Annotated in this window: 22 protein-coding genes and 1 pseudogene; 8 read left to right on the top strand and 15 right to left on the bottom strand. The window is 34.8% G+C overall.

What is annotated here, in order from left to right; translation table 11 throughout:
- Nucleotides 1-248: 248 nt before the first annotated feature.
- Together AC3EMB_RS03660 and AC3EMB_RS03655 are read left to right on the top strand one after the other, a co-directional pair.
- A complete protein-coding gene (locus AC3EMB_RS03660; RefSeq protein ID WP_001164892.1) occupies nt 249-1,640 on the top strand; it encodes an amino acid permease in 1,392 nt (463 codons plus the stop codon).
- 179 nt (nt 1,641-1,819) lie between these two features.
- The gene (locus AC3EMB_RS03655) at nt 1,820-3,367 is read left to right on the top strand and encodes a DNA-binding protein (RefSeq protein WP_366988638.1); all 1,548 of its coding nucleotides are present in this window, start codon (nt 1,820-1,822) and stop codon (nt 3,365-3,367) included.
- A 35-nt stretch (nt 3,368-3,402) separates the two neighbouring features.
- Here the strand turns inward: AC3EMB_RS03655 and AC3EMB_RS03650 are convergent, their stop codons facing one another.
- On the bottom strand, nt 3,403-5,124 hold the full coding sequence (locus AC3EMB_RS03650; RefSeq protein ID WP_488517472.1) for a DUF2339 domain-containing protein: 1,722 nt from the start codon (nt 5,122-5,124) through the stop codon (nt 3,403-3,405).
- 141 nt (nt 5,125-5,265) lie between these two features.
- Nucleotides 5,266-6,567, bottom strand: coding sequence for a branched-chain amino acid transport system II carrier protein BrnQ1 (gene brnQ1, locus AC3EMB_RS03645; RefSeq protein ID WP_423098157.1), 1,302 nt, complete (start codon nt 6,565-6,567; stop codon nt 5,266-5,268).
- 253 nt (nt 6,568-6,820) lie between these two features.
- Here brnQ1 and AC3EMB_RS03640 point away from each other — a divergent pair, with 253 nt between their 5' ends.
- Nucleotides 6,821-8,206, top strand: a complete 1,386-nt coding sequence (locus AC3EMB_RS03640; protein ID WP_029441641.1) for a peptide MFS transporter — start codon at nt 6,821-6,823, stop codon at nt 8,204-8,206.
- Nucleotides 8,207-8,236: 30 nt separating this feature from the next.
- On the opposite strand, the gene AC3EMB_RS03635 is transcribed toward AC3EMB_RS03640, so the two are convergent.
- The 5 genes from AC3EMB_RS03635 to AC3EMB_RS03615 all read right to left on the bottom strand — a co-directional run bounded on the left by AC3EMB_RS03635 (nt 8,237) and on the right by AC3EMB_RS03615 (nt 12,325).
- Entirely contained in the window at nt 8,237-9,358 is a 1,122-nt protein-coding gene (locus AC3EMB_RS03635) for a YHYH domain-containing protein (protein ID WP_098126223.1), read from the bottom strand.
- A 140-nt stretch (nt 9,359-9,498) separates the two neighbouring features.
- Nucleotides 9,499-10,131: a class A sortase gene (locus AC3EMB_RS03630; RefSeq protein ID WP_001041724.1), complete on the bottom strand. Its 633-nt coding sequence runs from the start codon at nt 10,129-10,131 to the stop codon at nt 9,499-9,501.
- Nucleotides 10,132-10,247: 116 nt separating this feature from the next.
- Nucleotides 10,248-10,721, bottom strand: coding sequence for a DUF2178 domain-containing protein (locus AC3EMB_RS03625; protein WP_053565231.1), 474 nt, complete (start codon nt 10,719-10,721; stop codon nt 10,248-10,250).
- Entirely contained in the window at nt 10,714-10,932 is a 219-nt protein-coding gene (locus tag AC3EMB_RS03620; protein WP_000154019.1) for a helix-turn-helix transcriptional regulator, read from the bottom strand. The genes AC3EMB_RS03625 and AC3EMB_RS03620 overlap by 8 nt, the downstream gene beginning before the upstream one ends.
- 112 nt (nt 10,933-11,044) lie before the next feature.
- A complete protein-coding gene (locus tag AC3EMB_RS03615) occupies nt 11,045-12,325 on the bottom strand; it encodes a 3D domain-containing protein (RefSeq protein WP_059304140.1) in 1,281 nt (426 codons plus the stop codon).
- A gap of 631 nt (nt 12,326-12,956) precedes the next feature.
- Between AC3EMB_RS03615 and AC3EMB_RS03610 the strand changes: the two are divergent.
- The 3 genes and pseudogenes from AC3EMB_RS03610 to AC3EMB_RS03600 form a co-directional block, all read left to right on the top strand.
- Nucleotides 12,957-13,487 (top strand): annotated as a pseudogene (locus AC3EMB_RS03610) (methyl-accepting chemotaxis protein); the annotation flags it as partial.
- 136 nt (nt 13,488-13,623) lie between these two features.
- A complete protein-coding gene (locus AC3EMB_RS03605) occupies nt 13,624-14,436 on the top strand; it encodes an undecaprenyl-diphosphate phosphatase (protein WP_000434794.1) in 813 nt (270 codons plus the stop codon).
- Nucleotides 14,437-14,615: 179 nt separating this feature from the next.
- Entirely contained in the window at nt 14,616-14,903 is a 288-nt protein-coding gene (locus AC3EMB_RS03600; RefSeq protein WP_000471243.1) for a hypothetical protein, read from the top strand.
- A gap of 130 nt (nt 14,904-15,033) precedes the next feature.
- Here the strand turns inward: AC3EMB_RS03600 and AC3EMB_RS03595 are convergent, their stop codons facing one another.
- Nucleotides 15,034-15,237 carry a hypothetical protein gene (locus tag AC3EMB_RS03595; protein WP_001268332.1) on the bottom strand — a complete coding sequence of 68 codons (204 nt, stop codon included), beginning with the start codon at nt 15,235-15,237 and terminating at the stop codon, nt 15,034-15,036.
- A gap of 171 nt (nt 15,238-15,408) precedes the next feature.
- Between AC3EMB_RS03595 and AC3EMB_RS03590 the strand changes: the two genes are divergently transcribed.
- The gene (locus AC3EMB_RS03590) at nt 15,409-16,560 is read left to right on the top strand and encodes a VanZ family protein (protein WP_000128025.1); all 1,152 of its coding nucleotides are present in this window, start codon (nt 15,409-15,411) and stop codon (nt 16,558-16,560) included.
- A gap of 53 nt (nt 16,561-16,613) precedes the next feature.
- Here AC3EMB_RS03590 and AC3EMB_RS03585 read toward each other — a convergent pair whose 3' ends face one another.
- From AC3EMB_RS03585 to bdhA, 6 genes are all read right to left on the bottom strand, one after another.
- Nucleotides 16,614-17,930 (bottom strand): D-arabinono-1,4-lactone oxidase, encoded by a 1,317-nt coding sequence (locus tag AC3EMB_RS03585; protein WP_000948958.1) that lies wholly within the window; start codon nt 17,928-17,930, stop codon nt 16,614-16,616.
- Nucleotides 17,918-19,090, bottom strand: coding sequence for an amino acid deaminase/aldolase (locus AC3EMB_RS03580; RefSeq protein WP_000373756.1), 1,173 nt, complete (start codon nt 19,088-19,090; stop codon nt 17,918-17,920). The genes AC3EMB_RS03585 and AC3EMB_RS03580 overlap by 13 nt, the downstream gene beginning before the upstream one ends.
- A 107-nt stretch (nt 19,091-19,197) precedes the next feature.
- Complete coding sequence (gene sph, locus AC3EMB_RS03575; protein ID WP_000676799.1) at nt 19,198-20,199, bottom strand: sphingomyelinase C; 1,002 nt, start codon at nt 20,197-20,199, stop codon at nt 19,198-19,200.
- A 76-nt stretch (nt 20,200-20,275) separates the two neighbouring features.
- The gene (cerA, locus tag AC3EMB_RS03570; protein ID WP_000730997.1) at nt 20,276-21,127 is read right to left on the bottom strand and encodes a phospholipase CerA; all 852 of its coding nucleotides are present in this window, start codon (nt 21,125-21,127) and stop codon (nt 20,276-20,278) included.
- Between the two features lie 253 nt (nt 21,128-21,380).
- Nucleotides 21,381-21,725 (bottom strand): potassium channel family protein, encoded by a 345-nt coding sequence (locus AC3EMB_RS03565; protein WP_000948244.1) that lies wholly within the window; start codon nt 21,723-21,725, stop codon nt 21,381-21,383.
- 118 nt (nt 21,726-21,843) lie between these two features.
- Complete coding sequence (gene bdhA, locus AC3EMB_RS03560) at nt 21,844-22,896, bottom strand: (R,R)-butanediol dehydrogenase (protein WP_000645827.1); 1,053 nt, start codon at nt 22,894-22,896, stop codon at nt 21,844-21,846.
- 225 nt (nt 22,897-23,121) lie between these two features.
- Between bdhA and AC3EMB_RS03555 the strand changes: the two genes are divergently transcribed.
- Nucleotides 23,122-24,276 carry an MFS transporter gene (locus AC3EMB_RS03555; protein ID WP_000873271.1) on the top strand — a complete coding sequence of 385 codons (1,155 nt, stop codon included), beginning with the start codon at nt 23,122-23,124 and terminating at the stop codon, nt 24,274-24,276.
- 16 nt (nt 24,277-24,292) lie between these two features.
- Here the strand turns inward: AC3EMB_RS03555 and AC3EMB_RS03550 are convergent, their stop codons facing one another.
- Nucleotides 24,293-24,622 carry a hypothetical protein gene (locus tag AC3EMB_RS03550; protein ID WP_000964465.1) on the bottom strand — a complete coding sequence of 110 codons (330 nt, stop codon included), beginning with the start codon at nt 24,620-24,622 and terminating at the stop codon, nt 24,293-24,295.
- Nucleotides 24,623-24,628: the final 6 nt, after the last annotated feature.

Raw genomic sequence — 24,628 nt, 5'->3', positions numbered from 1 at the left:
TCACACATTCTTTTCTTACTAGTATGTGAGAAAATATAATACTTAATCTTAACAATCAATAAAAAGAAGAGTCAATATATTCCCTAATAGTTCGAATTTTAAGTTTAAGTCTGACAAGTACAGATGTAGTACAGTTCATTATGATTATTTTTGTAGCATAACAGATAGAAATGTTTTATAATTTGAAATAGTTAAATACTTAGTAAACGCATTCAAATATTGTTCACTCTACAAGGGGGATTCTTCTTATGCAGCACACAAACAAATCTGGAACTTTAAATCGTGGTTTAAAAGAACGACATATTACTTTAATGTCACTTGGCTCAGCTATTGGCGTTGGGCTATTTTTAGGATCTGCTTCCGCTATTAAACTAGCCGGTCCTTCTATTTTACTAGGCTATATGATTGCCGGACTCGTTATTTTTTTCATCATGCGAGCTCTCGGGGAAATGGCAATTGAACAACCTGTTGCCGGTTCTTTTAGTAAATATGCATATGATTATATCGGCCCACTCGCTGGTTATATTACTGGCTGGAATTACTGGTTCTTATGGGTTGTTACTTGTATGGCTGAAATTACAGCAGCTGGTATTTACATGCAATACTGGTTCCCTGATATCCCGCGCTGGACTTGGGCGTTACTTGCTCTATTGTTAATGAGCGCTTTTAACTTCTTATCAGTAAAAGTATTTGGAGAACTTGAGTTTTGGTTTGCTCTCATTAAAATTGTCACAATTATCTGTATGATAGTGGTCGGCGCTGGTATTATTTTATTCGGATTCGGAAACGGTGGTATCGCTACTGGCATTTCAAACCTTTGGTCACATGGTGGCTGGTTCCCAAATGGTTTTTCTGGGTTACTACTCTCCATGCAGATGGTACTATTCGCTTATTTAGGCGTTGAATTAATCGGTGTCACAGCTGGTGAAGCTCAAAATCCGAAGAAAACACTCGCAAAAGCAATTGATAACGTGTTTTGGAGAATATTACTGTTCTACGTAGGAGCTCTATTCGTTATGATGGCAATTTATCCATGGAACGAACTTGGTGAGAAAGGAAGCCCATTCGTATTAACATTCCAGCAAATTGGTATCGCAAAAGCAGCAGGTATTATTAACTTTGTCGTATTAACAGCAGCTCTTTCTTCTTGTAATGGCGGTTTATTTAGTACAGGCCGTATGCTATTTACATTAGCTCAGCAGAAAAAAGCTCCTGAAAGATTTGGTCGTTTAAATAAAAATGGCATTCCAAGCCAAGGAATTGTAGCAACTGCTATCGTTTTACTCATTGGCGTTATATTAAACTATCTCGTACCTGCAAAGGTATTTACATGGCTTACTAGCATTTCAACTTTCGGCGCAATTTGGACTTGGGGAATTATATTAGTTGCTCAAATTAAATTCCGTAAAAGCTTACCTACTCAAAATAAACAAAAGTTATCGTATAAAATGCCTTTATACCCATTAAGCTCATACTTCTCACTCGTTTTCCTTGTATTAGTACTAGGTATAATGGCGTATTCAGAAGATACACGAATTGCATTGATTGTCGGCCCAATTTGGCTTATCGGCTTAGCAATCGTATATTACATGAAAGGGTTTCATAAGATTGATGAAACACCTAACTCAAAAATTAGTTAAGCAAAGCACCCCTTCCTTATTACTTGGAAGGTTTTTTTATATCTATATAAATATTTCTCAACAAAATTCACGGTATTTTTACAATCTTTTAATATTTTTTATGTTTTCCGTCTTTATTTTTACAGAAAAATAAATTACATTATTAAAGCACATATATTTATTATTAGGGGGATTCTTCTATGAAGAATAAAAAATGGATTACATTTTCTTTAGCAACAGCAATTACACTAAGTATAGGGACCTCGTTCATACCGTCTACTTATGCCGAAAGCTCTGTAGACCCAGCTCCTGAAATTGCTGCAAAAGTTGTAAATCAAAACAATGGGAAGAAAGTATTATTCGATAATACACACGGTCAAACTGCTGGGACAGCTGACTGGGTTATTGACGGCGGCTTTTCTGACTTCGGAAACGGCATTGCAAAAAACGGTTATCACGTAAAAGAACTTCGTAAATCAACACCTATTACGTACGAAGACTTAAAAGGTTACAATGTATTTATCGTTCCAGAAGCTAATATTCCTTACAAAAAATCTGAGCAGGACGCTATGTTACAATATGTAAAAAATGGCGGTAGTATCTTCTTTATTGCCGATCATTACAATGCAGATCGTAATAAAAATCGCTGGGACTCTTCTGAAGTATTTAATGGATATAGACGCGGTGCTTGGGATAATCCAGCAAAAGGAATGTCTAATGAAGAAGCAAATTCACAAGCTATGCAAGGAGTAGAAAGCTCTGATTGGCTATCTGACAACTTCGGTATTCGCTTCCGCTACAATGCACTTGGTGATGTTTCAGCGAAAACAATTGTATCGCCTGAACAATCTTTCGGAATTACAAAAGGTGTTTCTTCTGTAGCAATGCATGCTGGTTCTACTCTAGCAATTACAAACCCAAAACTAGCAAAAGGACTTGTTTACCTTCCAGAAAATCCATCAAAATGGAATAACGCTGTTGATAGTGGCGTTTATAATGGCGGTGGTATTGCAGAAGGCCCATATGCTGCAATTGCAAAAGTAGGACTTGGAAAAGCTGCCTTTATTGGTGACTCTTCTCCTGTTGAAGATGCTACGCCAAAGTACGTTCGTGAAGATTCTGGCCAAACAAAGAAAACTTACGATGGTTATAAAGAAGAAAACGATGCGATTTTATTAGAAAACATCGTAAATTGGTTATCGAATAAAGAGACATTTACAAGTTTAGATCAAGTAAATGGTTTACAGCTTGATTCACCTACATCTCTACAAACATTTGAACAGCCAAGCTTATCAACAGAACCACAACCTGAACCTTGGAGTGCACCAAATGCAGGTTATCAATGGTTTAATACAAATACTTTTAAACCAGGTTCATACGGTTATAACGGTGCGTTAACAACAAGCGACTACGTCGTTACACACCCTAGCATTCTACCAAACAATGAAATTTTCCAAATGAAGATTCAAGTAAACAACTTACTACCTAATACAACTTATAACAACTATTCTTTAGGTATATTCACTACTGGTGGAACACAAGTAGCAAAAATTCAAAATACAAACGGCACTTGGCCATCTGCTTTTGGATATAGTAGTGCCTTCTCTTTCACAACAAACAGCTTAGGCTCTGCTGAGAAAGTTGTAAATGTACAGATTGATTCAAATACAACTGGACAAGCAACTCTTCGTCTACGCCAAAATACAACAACGAAATATAATGAAACTGTAACGATTAATAAGAAATAATGAAAAAGGCAATCCATACATGGGTTGCCTTCTTCTCACTTCTCTTCCTTCGAGAAAAACATTCTTGAAATAACGATACCTATACTACCGACGATTAGGAATAACACTGCCCTAATCATCATCGATACCTCTGGTAAGTCAAGTAGGAATAACTTCCCTACCGTTACTACTAATACGATTAATCCAGCATATAATATTTCATTCATCTGTCTATAACGACCAAACCAAACTGCAAATAACGCATATATCATCCATAATAACGATACAGATACGCTAATTATACTTCCATCTGTAGAAAGAACTTCACCAATTCTAGTGATTGTAATAAATACAATGACCATTAACCAGTAGAGCGCTATAGAGTACACATACTTACCAATACTCGCTAACACTTCTTTCGCTTGTCTCATGCAATAATAGAACGTTCCTATTAAAATAAGATGAGCAACAAAACCTGCCGAAATAAATTCATCAAACGGGCTAAAAATCGTCTGTATCATTCCAATTGCATAAACCGTCGCACTAACATACAATTTTATCTGTTGTTTTACTTTAATAGAAGTGACCATGCCGAGGAAACCTTGTAATAATAGTACAATCGCTGCATTCACTAAACTATACTCGTATAAAATCGCTAAACTAAATGCTCCCATCGCGAAACCAAATAAGAGATTTGTAAATATAGAATGTCTATTCTTCCTATACTCAAGCACAAACATAGCAGCGTGCACAATTGCACTAATAATCAATCCCCATGTTGTAAAATCAGGTATTTTGGCAATAGCTAGTATAAAGAAAACTGCATTCGCACTAAATATCGCCAAACGTGGTTCTGGTATAAAACTTCTCTCCGTAAACATATGCCAAAATAATAGTAAATGAATCAAACCATATACAATCGTTAACTGTATTTGCAAGTTCTCTACTAATATTGACATAACAGCAAAGAAGACAAAAAGAACAATGGCCGCAACAGCGTAAGAAATCATATATAAGTATTTATAACGATTTTTCAATCCATACCATAATAAACTAAGTGTTAATATCGTCTCGTATCCGAAGAAAATATAAAGATTAGGAGTCGTACTATTTAACAAGAATGGCACGAAGAACGCTCCTACCGCTACGAAGATAGTAAGGTATTCCGAGTTATATCTTTTCGCTAAATAAATCCCTAAAATAACCCATGCAATATTAAAGAGAAACGCGATACTTGCCGGAATAAATGCATACAAATAATGTGCCGCAAACGTCGTTAAAACAATCCCCGAAATACTTCCTCCAACCAATACTAATCCTAACGCCTGCCGCTCTCTTTTAATTTGAATATCTCCTATATAATACAAACCGATAGATAATGCGATACCAAACACAATTCGTATTGCTGGTGTTAATAAACCAGCATCTACTCCTGCTTTAAATAACCAGATCACTCCAAGCAACATAATACCGACAAATACACGCGGTAACCACGTTTGACAAAACTTAATAATATTAAATGGCTCTGGTTTAAAAGCAGATATATCTACTTGTTTTACCTCACATTCTTGCACAGGCTCTTTTATCGTAACTATTTCTTCTTTTGGCTTTTCCTCCATTACCGTTTCAATATATTCCTTCTTTTCCTTACTAACATGTTGCTGAACGTTTTCTACTTCTATTTCCCTTTGCTTCACCTTTAATTCAGCAAGTGCTTCTTGAATCGTTTCAATTGCTGTTTCGAGTGCTTCTATTTTCTTATCCAAATCCTTCTTCATATGCTACCCCCTTATTCGTAACTCTCATTAAACCTATATATTACCAATTATCTTTATCATACTCTTAGTCTATTCATTTTCAATAGTATTTTTCCCAAAAAAAGAAAGGTGTCTTCCCAAAATAGGAAAACACCTTTTTACTCATTTATTCTTATTTAAAGCAATACTAACGATGAAACCAAGACACATGCCTACAATAGCTGGAACAATCCACCCAACACCTTCTGTATAAAACGGAATGTATTTTAATACTGACGTCCACTGATTCATCATTACATTTTTATTTAAAATATCAATTGCACTAAATATCGCTACAACCCAAACAGTTACTGCATATACGTATGCATACCTCCCAATATACTTATGGAATAACCCTAGAATAATAAGCGTTAATGCAATTGGATAAATAAATCCAAGAATTGGTACTGATACTTTTAAAATTTGCGTTAATCCTAAATTAGCTAAGATCATACTAACAACACTTACTATAAATGCCCACACTTTATAAGATACTTTCGGAAATGCACTCGCAAAAAATTGACTACAAGACGTAACAAGTCCAATTGAAACACATAAACACGCGATAGTAAAAATAAGACCTAATAAAACGACTCCGCCCTGTCCAAATAATGTAATCATAACTTGTGCTAACACTTTCGCACCGTTATCAAATGTTCCTAATGAGCCACTAATTGCCCCCACATATCCAAGGATGACATAAATAATAGATAATAATAGTCCTGCCCCAATTCCAGCAATACTCATATATTTCGCTAAACCTTTATCATCTTCAATACCCTTTGCACGTAATGCATTTGCAATAACAATTCCAAAGATTAAAGCAGCTAACGCATCCATTGTTAAATATCCATCTAAAAACCCTTGAAACATAGGAGCTTGGCCATAGTTCCCTATTGGTTCTTTCATATCTCCTACTGTTGTAAACATACTCTTTATAAAAATAAGTGCAATCATACATAATAATAACGGCGTCAAGACTTTTCCAAACAACCCCATTAGTTTAGATGGTGATAAACTTAACCAGTAAACAATACTAAAGAAAATAACTGTGTAAAACAATAATACTCCGCTTCCTGCTTCAGGGAATAACTCACCTGGCCCCATTTCAAAGGCTAAACTTCCCGCACGCGGTATACCAAGCCCAGGTCCAATAAATACATACACGATACATGGAAAAATAATTGCAAATGAAGAATGAACTCTACCCGCTAACGTTTGAAAACTTCCTGCTTTTGCAATAGAGATAACACCTAATATAGGAAGACCTGTTGCTGATATAATAAATCCTACTAACGAAATCCACACATTTTCTCCTGCTTCATATCCAAGAAAAGGTGGGAATATAAGATTCCCTGCTCCAAAGAACATCGAAAATAACATAAGACTAATAAGTAAAATTTCTTTTTTCTGTAACAATTTCATTTCTTTCTCCTTCTTTAATTTCATCTCTTATGAAATCAATTCCACATATAAAAAAAGTACAATAACCTGCTTCCTTACAAAGAAAACATAGTCCATAGTCTATCACAAAAGAAACACCCCTTCTATAGCTATCCCCCTTTTCCAATTTCTTCTGAAAAATCAACCTTTATTGACTTATAATAGTTAATAAGGTAAAATATTAAATGTACAAAATTATTAACTTTGTTTTTGTTTGTGTCAGGAGGAAAATAAAATGGAATCAACGATACAACTAGAAAAAGAACAACAAAGAAAAAAGAAACATCCTCCAGGTTTATACTTACTCTTCTTTACAGAAATGTGGGAAAGATTTAGTTACTATGGATTACGAGGATTATTAACATTATATTTAACGACAGCTTTAGTAAGCGGTGGTCTTGGGTTTAGTCCCGCATGGGCACTCTCTATTTACGGATTTTATACTGGAGCCTGTTATTTCACACCAATGATTGGTGGTTACTTAACAGACCGTTTTCTAGGTAGACGAAAAGCAATCACAATTGGTGGTATAACAATGGCGATCGGTAACCTTACACTATTTGCCTTGCAAAACCAATTAGGCCTATACCTCGGATTAGCGCTTATTATTATCGGTAACGGATTCTTCAAACCGAACATCTCTACACTGGTTGGAGAATTATACGAAGAGAACGATCCAAAACGTGATAGTGCATTTACCATTTTCTATATGGGTATTAACGTCGGGTCATTTTTAGCTCCACTCGTTTGCGGATTTTTATCAGAAAATTTATTCAAAACAACAGTTGATGGCGTTGTACATTACGGATTCCGTTACGGTTTCTTAGCCGCTTCAATCGGAATGATCATTGGACAAATTTTATTTACAACACTCTCAAATCGCTTCCTTGGTAATATCGGTAAAAAACCAACTCGCGATTTACAAACAGCTGCTGGACAACCATCAGTAGGAGATACACCGTTAACAAAAAAAGAAAAACAACGTACCGCAGTTATCGTCATTTTAACATGCTTCGTTGTCTTCTTCTGGGCTGGCTTTGAACAAGCTGGTAGCTCATTAACATTATATACAAACAAATTTGTAGACCGCTCTGTGTTCGGATGGGAAGTTCCAACATCTTGGTTCCAATCGGTCAATCCATTATTTATTATTTTGCTTGCTCCAGTCATTTCTGCATTATGGGCAAAACTTGCAACTCGCAAGCGCGGTGATTTAAAAATCCCAACTAAAATGGGACTTGGGATGATCTTGCTCGGTATCGGTTATATCATTCTCGTTATCGCTACATTAAAAACAGGTAGTGATGAACATAACATTACAGAAAAAGCAAACTTACTATTTATCGTCTTTACGTATCTTTTCCATACGTTAGGTGAGCTATTCTTATCACCTGTCGGACTATCAATGGTTAGTGCGCTTGCTCCGGTAAAATTAGCATCTTTACTAATGGGTGTATGGCTAGCAAGTTCAGGTATCGCCAACATTTTAGGCGGACAACTTGCAAGCTTCACAACTTCACTTGGATACGCTGAAGTATTCACAGTTATTGGCGCTGTGGCAATTGTATTAGGTTGTGTTTTATTATTAATTTCTAAGAAATTAGTGAAATGGATGGATTAAAAAAGATGAGGAATTTCTCCTCATCTTTTTTTATGCTGTTTTACCTTTTTCGATTGCTTGTTCGTACAGCTCTTTATGTTCTTTATATTCACTTGGTACGAAACTCTTATAGAAGAATGAGAACCAGCTGTCTCCCTTTTTATACCCTTCTTCTCGAATTTCCGCTGCTTTTTTATTCGATTTAAATCCTTCAGTAAACCATTTCTTTAACAATTCATTTCTTTCATACTTAGCAGGAACTTTTAAATCATAGTTTTCAAATGCATACTTATAGCCAGCTTTTTCTACTGCCTTTTTTGTAGATTTATAGCCTTTTTCATACGCTGTTTCATATGCCTTCACGTATACTTCTTTCTCTCTATTTCCAGGATTCTTTTCAGCTAATTCTTTCCCTGTCTTTTCCCCTAATTCAGCTTGCTCTTTTTCAATTTTTTCTACTCTTTCTTTATTCCCTACTTTGAACCCGTCTGCAAAGTTTACCTTAAACTCTGGAGCAACTTGACTATCGTCCATCGTCTCTTGCGCTAAACCTTGTTCTTTTCCTTTTTCAAAATGCGTTTTCTTCTGCTCTTCTAAAGACCATGCGGCTGCATAAGTCGCTTTAAACGCTTGTTTATATGCATCAGATTTTCCAGCTACATGCACTTCTGCATCATTTTTTCCTGCTTTAAAATCAGTTTCTCCATTCTTTTGACCTTCAAGTTGACCTTTTTCCATATCAGCTTGGCGCTGCGCTTCCTCTTGTTTACGTGCCTCTTCAGCTTTTCTTTGTTCCTCGGCTACACGTTGTCTCTCTTCTTCAGCTTTACGCTGTGCTTCTGCATTACGTTGTTTTTCAGCCTCAGCGTTACGCTGTGCTTCTGCAGCACGTTGTTTTTCAGCCTCAGTATTGCGCTGTGCTTCTGCTTGTCTCTCAGCTTCTACAGCACTATTATTATTCTGGCTAGGAGCTGGGCTCGTTGCACCACTACTAGAAGCGGGTTTATTGTGATAATGATATTCCCCGTACTGTAATCCCCATTTCTCACAATTTGTACGACACGTATGTCCGCCATTAGCATCTGTACGCCCTGGATGCGCATAAGCTGAAATTGGAGCTACCAATAACGCTATACTCGTTGTTAAAAGAAGTTTCTTCACCTGTTGTCTCACTCTTGTTCCTCCCAAAATATAGAATTCTAACTTTATTATACATAAATAGAAGAATACTTAAATACCAACCAAAATATTCTATTATTTCTCAACATTAGTAAAAAAGAAGGTGAACTCTTTAAAGAGTTCACCTTCTTTTTTTACTTCTTCGCCTTCGTTCCTACTAAATCACCAGCAACAACATAACGCTTAGAATTATCCTTTACAGATACACATGTAATAAGTGTTATCTCATCTTTCCCATGATCCTCTACAACTTCCCACTTATCAGGAGTTACTTCAGATACACCAGTAACCGCATACTCATATTCATTTTCATTGTCATACAAATAAATTTTATCGCCTTTTTTCAAAGAAGCTATATCACTAAATAAAACACCTTTTTTAGACATGTTATGTCCTGCTAGTGCGTAATTCCCTTTTCCCATAACTTGATTCTCTTTTACTGTCGCTGCACCTGATAATAAGTTTTTTTCAGTAGAAGCTTTCAAAACAGGCAGTTCTACTGAAACACTTGGAATCGAAATACGACCAATTACTTGTTTCTTATCTAATGATGCATTCGCTACTTCCGCCAAGTCTGGTTGATTAATTTTGGAAGCATCTACAAATTCCGTCTCATGCTTTTCATAATCCATCTTTTGAACAGCCTGCACATTTTCAGTCTGTTTCTTTTCAGCCTGATATCCATCATAAAATGGCTTTCCAATTAACACGCCACCTACAACAAATAGAAGGATTGCTACTATACTATAAATTCTTTGCTTATTCATATACAATTCCTTTCCCTTACAAAATCTTACTCTATATAAAATGATAAAATAATATCGCCATATGTACAAGTATTAGCTAAAAAGAAACCTTCTTGCCGGTGCAAGAAGGTTTCTTTTTAAGCTAATTTATTTCTGTATAGTGATACGTGAAATACTGTCATTTGAATAAAGAAAATCGAAAATAGAATATATAATGGGTATCCAGGAAGATATTCATTAATAATAGGCGAAAAAGTTAAAAATCCAACTGCACAAGGTAACACAAACCATAACGATACAAATGTTGTTCGGCAAGCTTTATCCGTAATCGCTTTTTCACGTTCATCTTCTAGTGGAAATAATAATGGATACATCCAAAAAGATAAATTCTTATATTTTTTCTTTTGAATTCTATAAAAAATTGTAACTATAATTGCTCCAATAAATAATAAAATGAATGGTACTCCATTAACCGCTACTTCAAACGGGAATTTCTCGTTTTTAATTATATCTGCTAACTCTGTAATGACACTATAAAATTCAACAAGTGTCCAGCATGCTAAAGCAGTATAAAGCACGTTTATAATATAAGAAAAAACAATTCTATTCATCCTCTTCCCCCTCCTTATTTAAAACAAACACATCTTCCATCTTTAACTGAAACACATCACAAATCGTAAGTGCTAATAACAACGAAGGAACGTAATCCCCTTTTTCAATTGCTGCAATTGTTTGTCTCGTTACTCCAACCTTTTCTGCTAATACGCTTTGTGTAAAGTTAAAACGAGCTCTTAATTCTTTTACTCTGTTTAAAATGGTCAAATTTACCACCCCTCACCATCATTGTATGCTATCCTTAACAAAATGTAAACTCAACTTAACATTATTCTTACAAAAAAATCCAACTTTACGTATTGTAAAGTTGGATTACGTTTTAGTTTAAAATTGTAAGCTTAACATTTTTTCTGCCCCACTTACTAGACGAAGCTTTATCTGGCATTAAAACATCAATTTTGTGACCTTTAATCGCGCCACCAGTATCTGCTGCAATTGCTTCTCCGTATCCTTCAACATATACACGAGAACCTAATGGGATAACAGATGGGTCCACCGCAATCAACTTCATTCCTGGGTTTGCAGTTAGATTATAGCCTCCCCATGCAGAATATACTTGTTGACCTGGTGCATAGCCATTTTCACCTGGATCTGCTGTATAAGCTGTTGCATGTACATAAAGTTCTTTCCCACCAGCAGTTGGCTTAGAAGATGGTTCAGGTTGTGCAGGTTTTGCAGGTTCTACCTTCGAATTATTATTAGCAACTGGTTCAGCTGGTTTATTAGCTTTTTCTTGCTTTTGCTTTTCAGCAATTTCCGCTTGTGCTTTCGCTAAAGCTTCTTGCTCTGCTTTTGCAGCCGCTTCTGCTTTTGCACGCTCTTCCGCCGCAATTCTTGCTGCTTCTTGTTCACGAGCAATTGTTTCTTGTACTGCCTTCATATTTGATTCAATTTTAGCTTTTTCTTCCGCTGCTAAATTAAGTTGACTTGCAACCTCATTATATTTAGCTTGAACTGTTTGTAAGTTATCTTGACGTTTTTTCAAGTTATCTTGCAGTTCAGCTTGCGCTTTTGCTAATTTTTGTTTGTCTACTACTAAAGATGCTTCTTTTTCGTCAATTGTTTTCTTATCTTCTTCAATTTGACGAAGATCTTGTTCTTGTAGACGTAAAATTTCTTTATCAGCTTCTAGAATAGTAGAAACTGCGTTCATACGTTGTAAGAAGTCTGCAAAGTTTTTTGACTCTACTACAACTTCTACTACTAAACTTGTATTTGAGCTGTTTTGAACAGAAACCATACGTTTTCTCATAATATCTTTACGAGCAAGGACTTTATCCTCTAAAACGACAATTTCTTCCTTTTTTTGTTCAATCTGCTTATGTGTTTCATCGATTTTACGTTGAATAGCAGCTTGATCCTCTTTATTTTTTGCAATTGTATTATTTAAATTATGTAGTTCGTTTTCGATACCTTTAATTTCTTTACTAACAGCTTGCTTCTCTTGCTCTTTCTTTTGCATTTCTGCATCGTTTTGTTGCAATTGCTGTTGCATGTTGTTAAGTTTCTCGTCGTTTGACTCTGCTTTAACAGCGACTGTACTAGAAAGACCGATAATTCCTGCTAATACTAGACAGCTGATTCGCTTAAAATAGTTCATAATCCGACTCCCTTCTTATACAGTTATACATGATTTATTTTACAGTTTGTTTACAAAACGATTAAATACAGTTTATTTTTCGTGACGAAAAAAAGAGAATTATGAATAAAATGTAATAGATTCTTAAATATTTAACAATTCCTATATTTAAAAAATACAAAAGATGCTAAAATCCAAATATAGAGAAAATATAACTTTCGAAGGCGGTTGAAATAAATACATGTTTACTCAAAAAAAATCACTCCAACATACAATTGCTCAATTAGAAGAGCGTATACAAGAATTAGAAGCAGAATTAAAACAAAAAGATATTGAAAAACAAGAGACTATTTCTACTATCCACGATCGTGTACAAAGCGTTGTCCAAGAGCATCAACTTGTAAATAACCAACACAATACACTTCAAAATTTAGTTCAACAATTAAGTTCATGTTTCGAAAATGTTTCAACACGTACGACACATTCCAATGAGTTAAATAATGAAATGTTGCAAAAGGAACAAAGCTTAATTCAGTCTATTGCAGAAATTATTGACTGCTCTAATGAAGGAAAAGAATCCGTTCACCGCTTACTTATTGTAATTAATAAATTAGGTGAACAATCCCAACGCACGTCTAATAGTATGAATCATCTAAGCGAACGCTCAAAGGAAATCGAGCAAATTGTAGAAGTCATTCAAAACATTGCAGCACAAACAAATTTACTTGCTTTAAATGCGAGTATTGAAGCCGCACGTGCTGGAGAACACGGTAAAGGATTCGCTGTCGTTGCCAATGAAGTAAGAAAACTAGCAGAAAGTACAGCAGAAAGTACAAAAAACATAGGCAACTTAACGAAAAAAATTCAAGAAGAAATTGAAAAAGCATACGATAACACAAAAGATAATTTACATTTAGTCGATGAAGGTGTAGAAATGAGCGCCGATACAAACGCTAGAATTGAAAATATTTTAGTTATGATTCAAACGTTACAAAATGGTGCTACAAATGTTATTAAGGCTATTGAAAACCAAAAATCTTGTAATGATGACATATTACGAGAATTCGCTAACACACAACAAATGTTCCAAAAATTAAATACTACTATTATGAATCATATTCATGATGCTGAAAAAGTCGATGTTCAATTGTCTAAAAGTCTTCAAGGAACAGTAAATTCTTAATTAAAAATAAAAATCCCTTATACTGCTATGAGGGATTTTTATTTTATTTCGAATATTTATTTCTTTTCAATATTCATCCATATCTTTGTTATAATGGAAAAGTTGTTTCTTTCAACTAATAAACAAGGAGGTTATTATGGAACAATTTTACTACGTTTTAAAATATTTAATTCTCGGTCTGTTCCAAGGACTAACAGAACCAATTCCGATTTCTTCAAGTGGTCATCTCGTTTTAGCACAACATTTGCTAGGACTAAAAATAGAAGGGTTTAGCTTCGAACTACTTGTTAATTCAGCTTCATTATTAGCTGTATTACTTATTTATAGAAATGATTTAATTCGTCTAACGAAGAATGGTCTCTCTTATATATTTACAAGAGCAGAAGACGCAAAATCAGATTTCTTCTTTATTATTTATCTTGTTATTGCAACCATTCCAGCAGGTGTTATTGGTGTTTTATTTAAAGATTACATCGATCAGTACTTAAAAGGTGTGAAAATGGTTGGGATTTCCCTTCTTATTACTGCTGTCGGCCTTTGGATTATTAGAAATTTACGTGGTCGTAAAAATGATGGCGACCTTTCTATGAAAGATGCAATCATCGTCGGATTAGCACAAGCTTGCGCACTGATTCCCGGAATAAGCCGATCTGGTGCCACAATTGTAGCAGCAATGTTACTTGGTATGAAGCAAGAAACAGCTCTTCGCTTTTCATTCTTACTATACATCCCTGTTAGCTTAGGTGGCTTATTGTTAAGCATTACTGACATTGCAAATGATCCAAATCTAGACACATTATTCGTGCCATATGTTGTTGCATTCATCGCAACATTTATCATGACGTATATTTCACTAAAATGGTTTATGAACATTATGGCAAAAGGAAATTTAAAATATTTCTCTTTCTATTGTATTATCGTAGGTGTACTTACTCTTATTTTCTTATAAAATGAAACTTACAAATTGAAAGCGAGTCATTCTATTACACTAGATGACTCGCTTTTTTATACCTGTATTAAGTTAAAATCTATCATTTACTTTGAATTTTCTGAATAGTATAATATTATTTAAGTTCACTATTATAGTAAAGCTATCTTTCCTACTATTATCGTAAAAGAGGTGTTTATATGTTTATTGTTACTAAACTCATTCATATTAAGTACGGATATGAATGTGAGCTTCTTTATGGGCTTAAACAATATTATCCTTCTCCCGGAACGAACGGTTGTATTAACATAGAGTTTTCACATGTTCATCGTACAAATGATAAGACAGAATATATGATTCGTATGTTATGGAAAACACAACAAGATTACCATACATGGCTTTCGCAAAGAGAAAGAAATGTAACTTTGAAGCGCAAAATACAAGGCTATATCCTTTCTTCCAAATCAAATGCTAGCTATGTACATTAACGCTTCTCTTTTTATTCCTTACGAGGGGCAAAATGATAAAGTGAAACTTTAATCAGCTCTCATCAATCGGGCTGTTCACAAATAACGAGATAAGGCCCCTCTTACTTTTCATACTGTAAGAGGGCTTCTCTTATGCATACACTTTCTTCTCTTGACAATACAAACGAATAACATGTTTATTTTGTTGAAATACATCATGCGTCAGACGAATAATAATAAAGTTTCTTTTTGTTTGATCATCATGAACAAAAATCTGTTCTCCCTCCTGAAAACGCCATGCACTTTCAAAAGTCGTAATATGATCCCCACTTACAGAAAAAAGTTCATATCGCATCTCTTGTACCCTCTCTCAACTTATATAATCATAATATCCTCATATTAAATTTATTATAACTTAATTCCTATAAAATTAGTAATTATTTCTATTTCGAAAGATTTTAACTTTGTATTTAAATATTTTTAGCGCTATAATGATAAACGAATTTTCATTGAAAGGAGTTTTACTTTGACTGCATATTTATTTCCAGTAAAAACAGCATTTATTTTATTTCCCTTTTTAGCAATGTTTCTTTTAATCCCTTTTTTAATATTTAATTATCGAAAATACGGTTATTTAAATAAATGGCGCTCATTTATTTTATACTCATTATTACTTTACTTATTAAATGCCTATTTTCTTGTTATTTTGCCGTTACCACAAACGTTTGATACTTGTAGCCTACAACCAGCTAATACACAACACATGCAACTCTCACCATTTTATTTCATACAAGAGATTAGTAGTCATACATCGGCAGTTTTAACGAAACCAGCTACTTATTTCTACTTATTAAAAGAGTCTGCGTTTTTACAAGTTGCATTTAATGTTCTATTAACTGTTCCATTCGGTATTTACTTACGTTATTATTTCCGACGTAGTTTCTTACAAACAATTTGCATTTCCTTTTTCCTTTCACTATTTTTCGAGCTAACACAAGTGACTGGATTATACGGTATATACAATTGTGCATACCGATTATTTGATATCGATGATTTGTTTTTAAATACATTAGGTGGCGTAATTGGTTTTATCATTGCACCAATATTTACGTACTTCCTTCCGAAGACAAACGAGTTAGATAGTCATATTGATTTGGAAACGAAACCAGTCGGATTCATTCGTCGCCTTATCGCGATGCAAATTGATTGGATTTTCTTATCTATCGTCGTACCTGTCGTTAAAAACAAAGGAAATTCTTTCTTCGTTTCTAATATGCAATCTTACACGAATATGTATGAACTCATTTTCATTACGTGTTCAATCCTTATTTATTTTATTCTTATTCCATACTTTACAAATGGAAAAACAATTGGGAAAGCATTGCTTCGCATTCATCTGAAAGGAAAATCAGATCGTATTACATTAAAAGAACTATTTATTCGCTACGGTATATTTTATTTTGCGTTAGGCGGAATCAATTATATTCTTTCTAGTAGCTCTATGTTAAATCATACAGAACCTTTAGTATTACTCGTTACATTGTTATTCCTATTTATCATTAACGGCCTATTCATTATTCATGTTTTACTGCATGTATTTAGCCGTGATAAACTACTATTTTATGAACATATTAGTCATACAAGAAATGCAATTACACTAAAAAAAGCTGACAAATAATTATTTGTCAGCTTTTTTATATACATAATGTGAAACTTTAATCAGTGGGGGTCTTACTGCCCAGCAAATAGCGGGATAAATAACTTTTCTGCATAAGGATTAAAAAACATTCCAAGTTCATCTAGAGACTTCCTCGCCTGTAAAAACGAATGAAACTCTGGATATATATCTTGTAATTGCTCATACGATAATGTATGCATTTTCCCCCAATGCGGACGCCCTTCATACTTCAGAAAAATTTTTTCCACTTCGCCAAAGTAAGCAGCATATTTCATACCTTTATACATATGAACAGCGATATACGCTGAATCTCTTCCATAGGCTGGACTAAGCCATATATCATCACCTTTCACATAGCGGCATTCGATCGGGAAGTGCACCTTATACTTTTTCTTTTCAATAAGATTTGAGATTTCTTCTACAACCGTCCTCATATACTTTGAAGGAATGCTATACTCCATTTCATAAAATGGTACCGTACGTGATGTAGCAAATACTTCATAGCTCGGTCCAATTATTTTTGTGTTTGGTACAGCCTTAGCTGATAATCGACTCACTCCTTTACTTATAGAAGGAAACCATTTACACCCTTTAGATAGCAAAGAGAACATCCTATTTTCAAGTAACTCCACCTTTAGTTTATGCCATTTCAAATCACTGCCTGTATGCGTTGTTTCGTTCGTAAGTTTTACTTGTACTTCATCAGAATAAGGAAAAACAAAAAATTCAAAGTGACGATGCTTCTTATACTCTTCTAGTTTATTCATTACAGTAGATAATGACTGTTTTTCACTTTCATAAACGAGTGAATACGCTGGAATAACCTTCAATTTTATCTTTACAATGATACCTAACATTCCAAGTGACAACTGAAACGCTCTCCAATATTCTACGTTCTCAGCTTCCGAACAAACTATACTCTCACCATTAGATAAAACGGCCGTAATCTCTATAACTTGTGTTGATAAACTCCCAAAGGTAATACCCGTTCCATGAGTCCCCGTACTAATCGCTCCTGCAATAGATTGTGAATCAATATCCCCTAAATTTTCTTGCGCATAACCTTTTTCCTCAAGTAACTTCCCTAAATCATATAACTTTGTTCCTGCCCACACTTCAGCGACCATCTTCTCTTCATCAATATTCACAATGCCCTTCAATTCATCTAAAGAAACTAAAACTTCTTCGGTTTGCACAAGGGGTGTAAACGAGTGTCCTGAACCAACAACACGAATTTTCCGCCCCTTTTTTCGTGCAAGCCCCACTACTTCTACTACATCTTGTATACTTTCTGGATACATCGTATAATGCGGCGTTCCTTCTACATTCCCTGTCCAATTCCTCCACTTTTGTCCCTTTATAGAAAGCATTGGCCATCCCCCCGATATGTTGAATACTCCCCAACAATCTCTCCTTTTTTGACACGATACAAAAAAGGAAAGCGCTCACATAATTCACCAGCCTTACTATGACGAAACAAAATGGACTCTCCTATATCCACTCGTTCCTCGCCGCTATAAAAAATTGGCGTTTGTACCTCGCCAGCACCTTCTAAAGCTAATAGTTTTGCACCCTTCGGTCTCCAAACTTCAGGCTCTTTATCTTTTCCAACTGCTCCTGAAGCAATATATCCACCACCTAGGCAAGTGTAAATAAACGGGACTGGTTTACGCACAACTGGTAAAGCAAATCCGACCGCTGGATGAAATTTCACCTCTTTATAATAATCAAACAGCTTCGGAGAATAAAAAGCAGAACCTATTGTAATCTCTGAAACTGAATTATCTTTCTCAGTTGTTTTTATGCTTCCTGTTCCGCCTCCATTTACAAACCTTAGCTCAATACCAAGTTTTTGTATTGCTTTTACAATATATTCTCTTCTTTCTTTCACTTCTAGCACTGATTTCTGCTTTAAATACGAAATCACTTTACTTTTCAGCCATTGATTCGGTATATGGTCTCCCACCCCAGCAATTTGAGCTTCATAACCCATCACACCATCTAACATTAAATATGATGACCTTCTCACCTTTTCTACTACTTTCAACGCATCCTGCACATTTTTTACTGGGGATCTTTGTACACCAAAATGAAATTGAAAGAAACGACTACTCATATCAATATCCAAACAAACACGAAAACATCCTTTAGATTTCTCAGCAATTTTTTCTAAATACACAATATGCTCTTCACAATCCACCATACAAGTTATAATGAAACCTTTCTTTGTTAGCAAACTAATTTCACACAAAGCTCTTTCATCATAAGCAGGATATCCGAGCAATAAATCATTAAATCCTTGTTCTATTAAAAATAAAACCTCTCTAGGTGAAAAGCACATAATACCTTGAAATCGATCATTTGCAGCTAAAATCTTTTGCATAATCGGAACAGAACGTAACGATTTACTCGCTATACGAATCTTCTTATTTCCACTTAACTCTATAATCGATTGAATATTTCTATCTAAAGCCACTTCATCCAAAAATGCACACGGTAATGGAACTTCTTTAAAAATTCCTCGATCCACATTTTTCTCTCCTCTTTTCAATATGTCTTATACATATTGGAAAGAAAGTATGATTTTCCTGTTTGTAAATAAAAAAAGTTTCTTCTTTACGAAGAAACTTTTTGAAACTACTTCATAGAAATAGTCGCCTCTACTGGATAATGATCAGAGTAATCATTATACGTATATTTTTGGAACCACGATGTAACAGTCCATTGTGGAGATTTCGGCTGTAACACCTTATTCTCTATATACGATGGGTTCGCATGGTCTTTGCTTGCAATAATATAATCTAAATATTCGGCAGGACTATCAGGAAAATTATATTTTGCAATACTGTTTGTCGTTGCATCCCAAGTCGCTGTATGTCCAGTATAAGATGGTACAGAAGCGTTCAATGTTTTAAACATAGATGCATACTCTGAATCATTATTGTTCTCTGCATTTATCTTATTTACGTTCATATCACCACCAATTAACACATACTCATTATTTGGTATATTTTTATTTTTAATAAAATCTTGAATTTCTTTTAATTGGTTCGTACGTACAGATGCTGGTGAAGTTTTTCCGCACATACTATCTTCAGCCTGCAAATGCGTCCCAATCACGTGAACGAAACGATCATTTTTCTTAATTTTCGTGTATACAAATCCTTTATTCGATAAATTATCTGGCCCGCATCCTTTTGCAAATACATATTGAATCTTTTCAGCGATTGGCCATTTGCTCACAATCGCAACGCCACCATCTTCAGGAGTTGAAGATGAATAGTTTCCTAACGTTTTATCCCATTCGCTTCCACTACTACGACCTAATACTGCTGTTTGATTTGGATATTCTTTCTTCAAATTGCCTAATAAACGATCTGAAGCGCTATTATCAAACACTTCATTTAATATAACAACATCTTGATTCTTTATATAATCTGCCGCCCCGATTAAATCAGCACGCTCAGTTTGTCCCCAGTTCGGATATAAGTTTGTTGATAGCATATATACATTATGCGTCATCACTTTTAATGTATCATTTTGATTTGTAGATGCTTCTGCTTGAGCTGAAGTTCCGCTATATAAAGCTCCTAAACCAACCCCTAAGCTAAGTACACCTTTTAGCAATTTACCTTTCACGTTTCATACCTCCATGTATTGTATAGTAATAAAAAGGCCAAATACTCTATTCTGAGATTTGACCTTTTTCAAATACTTAACGATTTCCGTACGTATCAAACCAAAGCTGAATGTATCCAGCAGTAACACGTTGTGCATCCATTAAACGCTTACCTGTCATTGGTGTAACTTCAGCGCGCCATTTATCTGCATATTCTTGTGATACAGCTGCTCTTACGAACCAATCTTTCGTATTATCATTTACAATGCCAGCGTAATCTTGTTTCGCAACTACTGCCGCTCCATGAATCCAATCTTCTGGATTCGTACCTTTCCAGTTCCAATATCCATTTCCATCCGTTACTTTATAATTATCTTTTATCGTATCTACAAAGTTTTCATATTTAGAATGGAATCCTTGTGGATACGAAAGGTTCGTAAAGTTTGCCGCATGCATCGGTTGGTTTACATCCCCTAAATAATGAAGAGATAAGCCTAAATAGAAGAATGCTTGTTTCATATCTTTATTTTTGTAAGACTCACCAGCTAATTTAAAATATTTAGCTCCAGTTTCCTTTGCCTGCTTTGCATACGGAATATAAGTTTTCCCATTGTCAGGGTCATAGAAATGTGAAGCAAATGTGCTATTATCATAATAAGGATTTTCATAGTCAGCAGCATAAATACCGTTCTCTAACTCAGTACGCCATTCATTTAATAGTGCAACTCGATCTTGTTTTACAAGTGTTGTATTACGAGACATAATATCAATTGCACGGTTTACAATCCATAAATGAGAATTCACGCCTTCTTTATGTTTATCTTCAGCAGACCAGCGTGGAATAACTCCAAATCTCTGTCCCCCATCATTTTCATGAGCAAATGCAACACTTTGTAATGGAGCAACTAATGTAATAGCTGCCGCTAAAGCAAGTACTTTCTTTTTCATATAAAATCCTCCATTTTATAATTGAATTATTGTAAACATTTTGTTAGGATCCTATGATGTCGTCCGGTTAACCTATGACTAGAATATCCCACCTTTCACGAAATTTCTATCACTAAATTAAAATATGCAAATGTTCATATCATTATAACTTTATACACAGTGAATATAATGAATGAATACACTTTCATTTTAATAAACTATTATTAAGGCTTGTCTAAACTAATGTAAAAAAAAAGTAAAGCATCTGAATGCTTTACTCTTTTTTTCTATTCGATAATATACTTGGCAATTGTACATTAACTGCTAACTTATGAATAAATCCAAACACTAGTCCAATCCCTATAAATATGTATAATATCGTAAATATCTTTCCGAAGTCAGTTTGGGGACTAAATTGCCCATCACCGACAGTAGTCAGCGTCACAACGCTAAAATATAAAGCATCCAGAGGACGTAACCCCTCCACTGTACTATAAAAGATTGTACCAGATATTAATGTCAAAATTGTTAATACGAATAACACTTGAAATTCTTTATCTTTCCATGCTCGCAAACAAGCTTTTAGCATCCGTTTCAATGTCAACATAAATGAAAGCATTAGACTTCCCCTTCCAAACAAAATACCTTTAGTTACAGGAAAGTCTATCACCTTTCTGTACAGAAAAAAAGTAGCCCTCTTCTATTTCTAGAAAAGGGCTACTTTTTTCGATTCTATCTTATTTAGGTGAAACAAGAATTTTCACTTGGGTTTTATCTTTTACAAGTGCTTCAAATCCTTCTTCAACAACTTGATCGACTGTAATTTTTTTCGTAATTAATTTCTCTGCTTGAATTTGACCAGAGCTAATTAATTTAATAACAGCTGGGAAGATGTGACGGTATCCTAAAATACCAATAACTTCTTTTTCTTTTAATACTAAGTTATTTGGAGTAATTGTTGCGTCTTTTTCCCATACACTAACAATTACAGTTTGTCCTTCGAAGCTTGTACTTTCAATCGCTTGGCGTAGTACAACTTCAACACCTGTTACTTCAAAGCTAACATTTACACCTAAACCATTTGTTAAGTTACGAATTTCAGCTAACACATCTTGAGTTGCTGGATTTAATACATAATCCGCACCTGCTAATTTCGCTAACTCTTGACGTTCTTTAGAAAGTTCAACTGCAATAACAGGAGTTGCTCCTGCTGCTTTAGCTGCTTGGATAACAAGAAGTCCAATTGGACCGCAACCAAATACCGCTACAGCTTCCCCTTCTTTTAATTTACTTTGACGTACTGCATGAACTGCTACTGCTGCTGGTTCTACAAGCGCACCTTGTTCATACGTCATTTCATCTGGAATGTGATGAACCATATCTTCTGGTACTACTGTATATTCAGAGAAACCGCCGCCTTCTCCGCCAAGACCGTGGAAAACAAGTTGTTCACAAACATTGTAATGTCCATGTTTACAAGCTTCACATTTACCACAAGAATAAATTGGCTCTACAACAACGCGGTCTCCCACTTTATGAGATGTAACTCCTTCACCAATCTCTATTACCTCACCACTAAACTCATGACCTAAAATAACAGGTGCTTTCACATGTGTTAATGGATGTTCTTCTGTTGGAATAAAAATAGGCCCTGCTAAATATTCATGCAAGTCTGTCCCACAAATACCACACCATTTAACTTTGATTTTCACTGTTCCTGGTTTTACTGTTGGTTCTGGTACTTCTTCTACTCGTACATCACGTTGATTATGCCAAAGTAGTGCTTTCATTTTATACATCCCTCTCTATGTATATACTTAACCTGGTGAAGTTTACAATTCTATTATAATACTTCTATCCATATATTTCAAAAAAACAATCACATTCCCACTAATTTTTTACAAATAACGTTCAATATTTTGTCACTTTGTACTTTTTTCCACATCTGTTAATTCAATTTCATTGCAGGTGAAATTAGCATTGTGCCATAATAGCATAGGAGAGGTGAATATCGCTTGAAATATTTTATTTACTTTATCGTTATCGTGGCATTTTTAGATACATTTTCACAATTACCTATTATGAGTACTTTCGCTCAAAGCCTTGGAGGAACTCCTCTTATTATCGGGCTAGTTGTCGGTATGTACTCATTCGCTAATATGATCGGTAATATTATTGCTGGAGCCGCTGTCGATAAATTTGGTGCAAAAAAAATCCTTTATATAAGCATGGGAATTACGAGTTTCATAGTCTTGTTATACACCGTTGTTCAAAGTGGTGAACAACTATTAGTTGTGCGCTTTATGCATGGATTTAGTGATGGCTTTTTAATTCCTGCTGCCTTTACATTTTTATCAAAACAAACAAATGCAAAAAGACAAGGAAAAGCAATGGCTCTATCTGGTGCTGCTGTTGGAACAGCCGCAATCGTAGGACCTGCTTTCAGCGGTATTATGAAAGCAACAGCTGGCGTAGAGTGGGTCTTCATTACTATTTCTATTTTAATGGCTCTTGGTACGATCGTATCTCTATTCTTCTTACCAAATAACGTATCAAGAAAAGATACATCAAGAACGCAAATGATGAACAAAGAAGATATGGTTGAACTTTTAAAATCAGAACCGTTATTACAAGCATATATTGGTGCTTTCACATTAATGTTTTCACAAGGGATTGTCACTTATATGTTACCAGTAAAAGTTGAGGCATTAGCGCTTAAAGCATCTACAACAGGCATGATGTTAAGTGTATTCGGTATTACTGCTATCCTCTTCTTCTTGCTTCCAACAAATCGTATTTACGATCGATTTAATCGTTCGAAACTAATGCTAATCGGAATTGCAGTTATGGCATTCGCATTATCTTTACTCGGATTATTTGCTACAAAAGGTATGCTCTTTATCGTAATGATGATTTATGGAATTGGATTCGCAATCCTCTTTCCGTCTATTAACGCTTTACTCGTTGAAAATACTACAGACGATAATCGCGGAAAGGCATTCGGATTATTTTATGCCTTCTTCTCATTAGGAGTTGTTGCTGGCTCCTTTACAGTCGGCGCAATCGGAGCATCACCTAGCATCAGCTTCATTATCGGGACAGCATTTTTATTAACATTTGCTGGGATGATTTATGTAAGAAGCAAAGTAAAAAAGACAATGATGGGATAATCCATCGTTGTCTTTTTTAAAATGCATATTGATATAATCCGTAATATAATGGAAGCGTTGGAATAATGCCAATTAATTTAAATATAAAAGGTAATGGCTCATCTCGCTCTTCATATAAACGAAAAACAAAAACTGCAGTTAAAGTCCAAATGACGCTAAACAAGAAGATACATTTCCAAACAATTGAGGTTAATATTTGTATATCAAATACAAAACCAAAGAGCCCTATCCACGTAATAATAGATACTACAAAGTCAAACTTTTGAATTGGTGTTTGAAACATACCCCTTACTAACGAAATAATAGCTAACATTGCTACAATAACTAAATATATTTTCCAAAGCATAATGAT

Source organism: Bacillus sp. LQ16 (assembly GCF_057784645.1).
The sequence above is the reverse complement of the archived record's forward strand: the minus strand, read 5'-3'. Positions and strand labels throughout refer to the sequence as shown.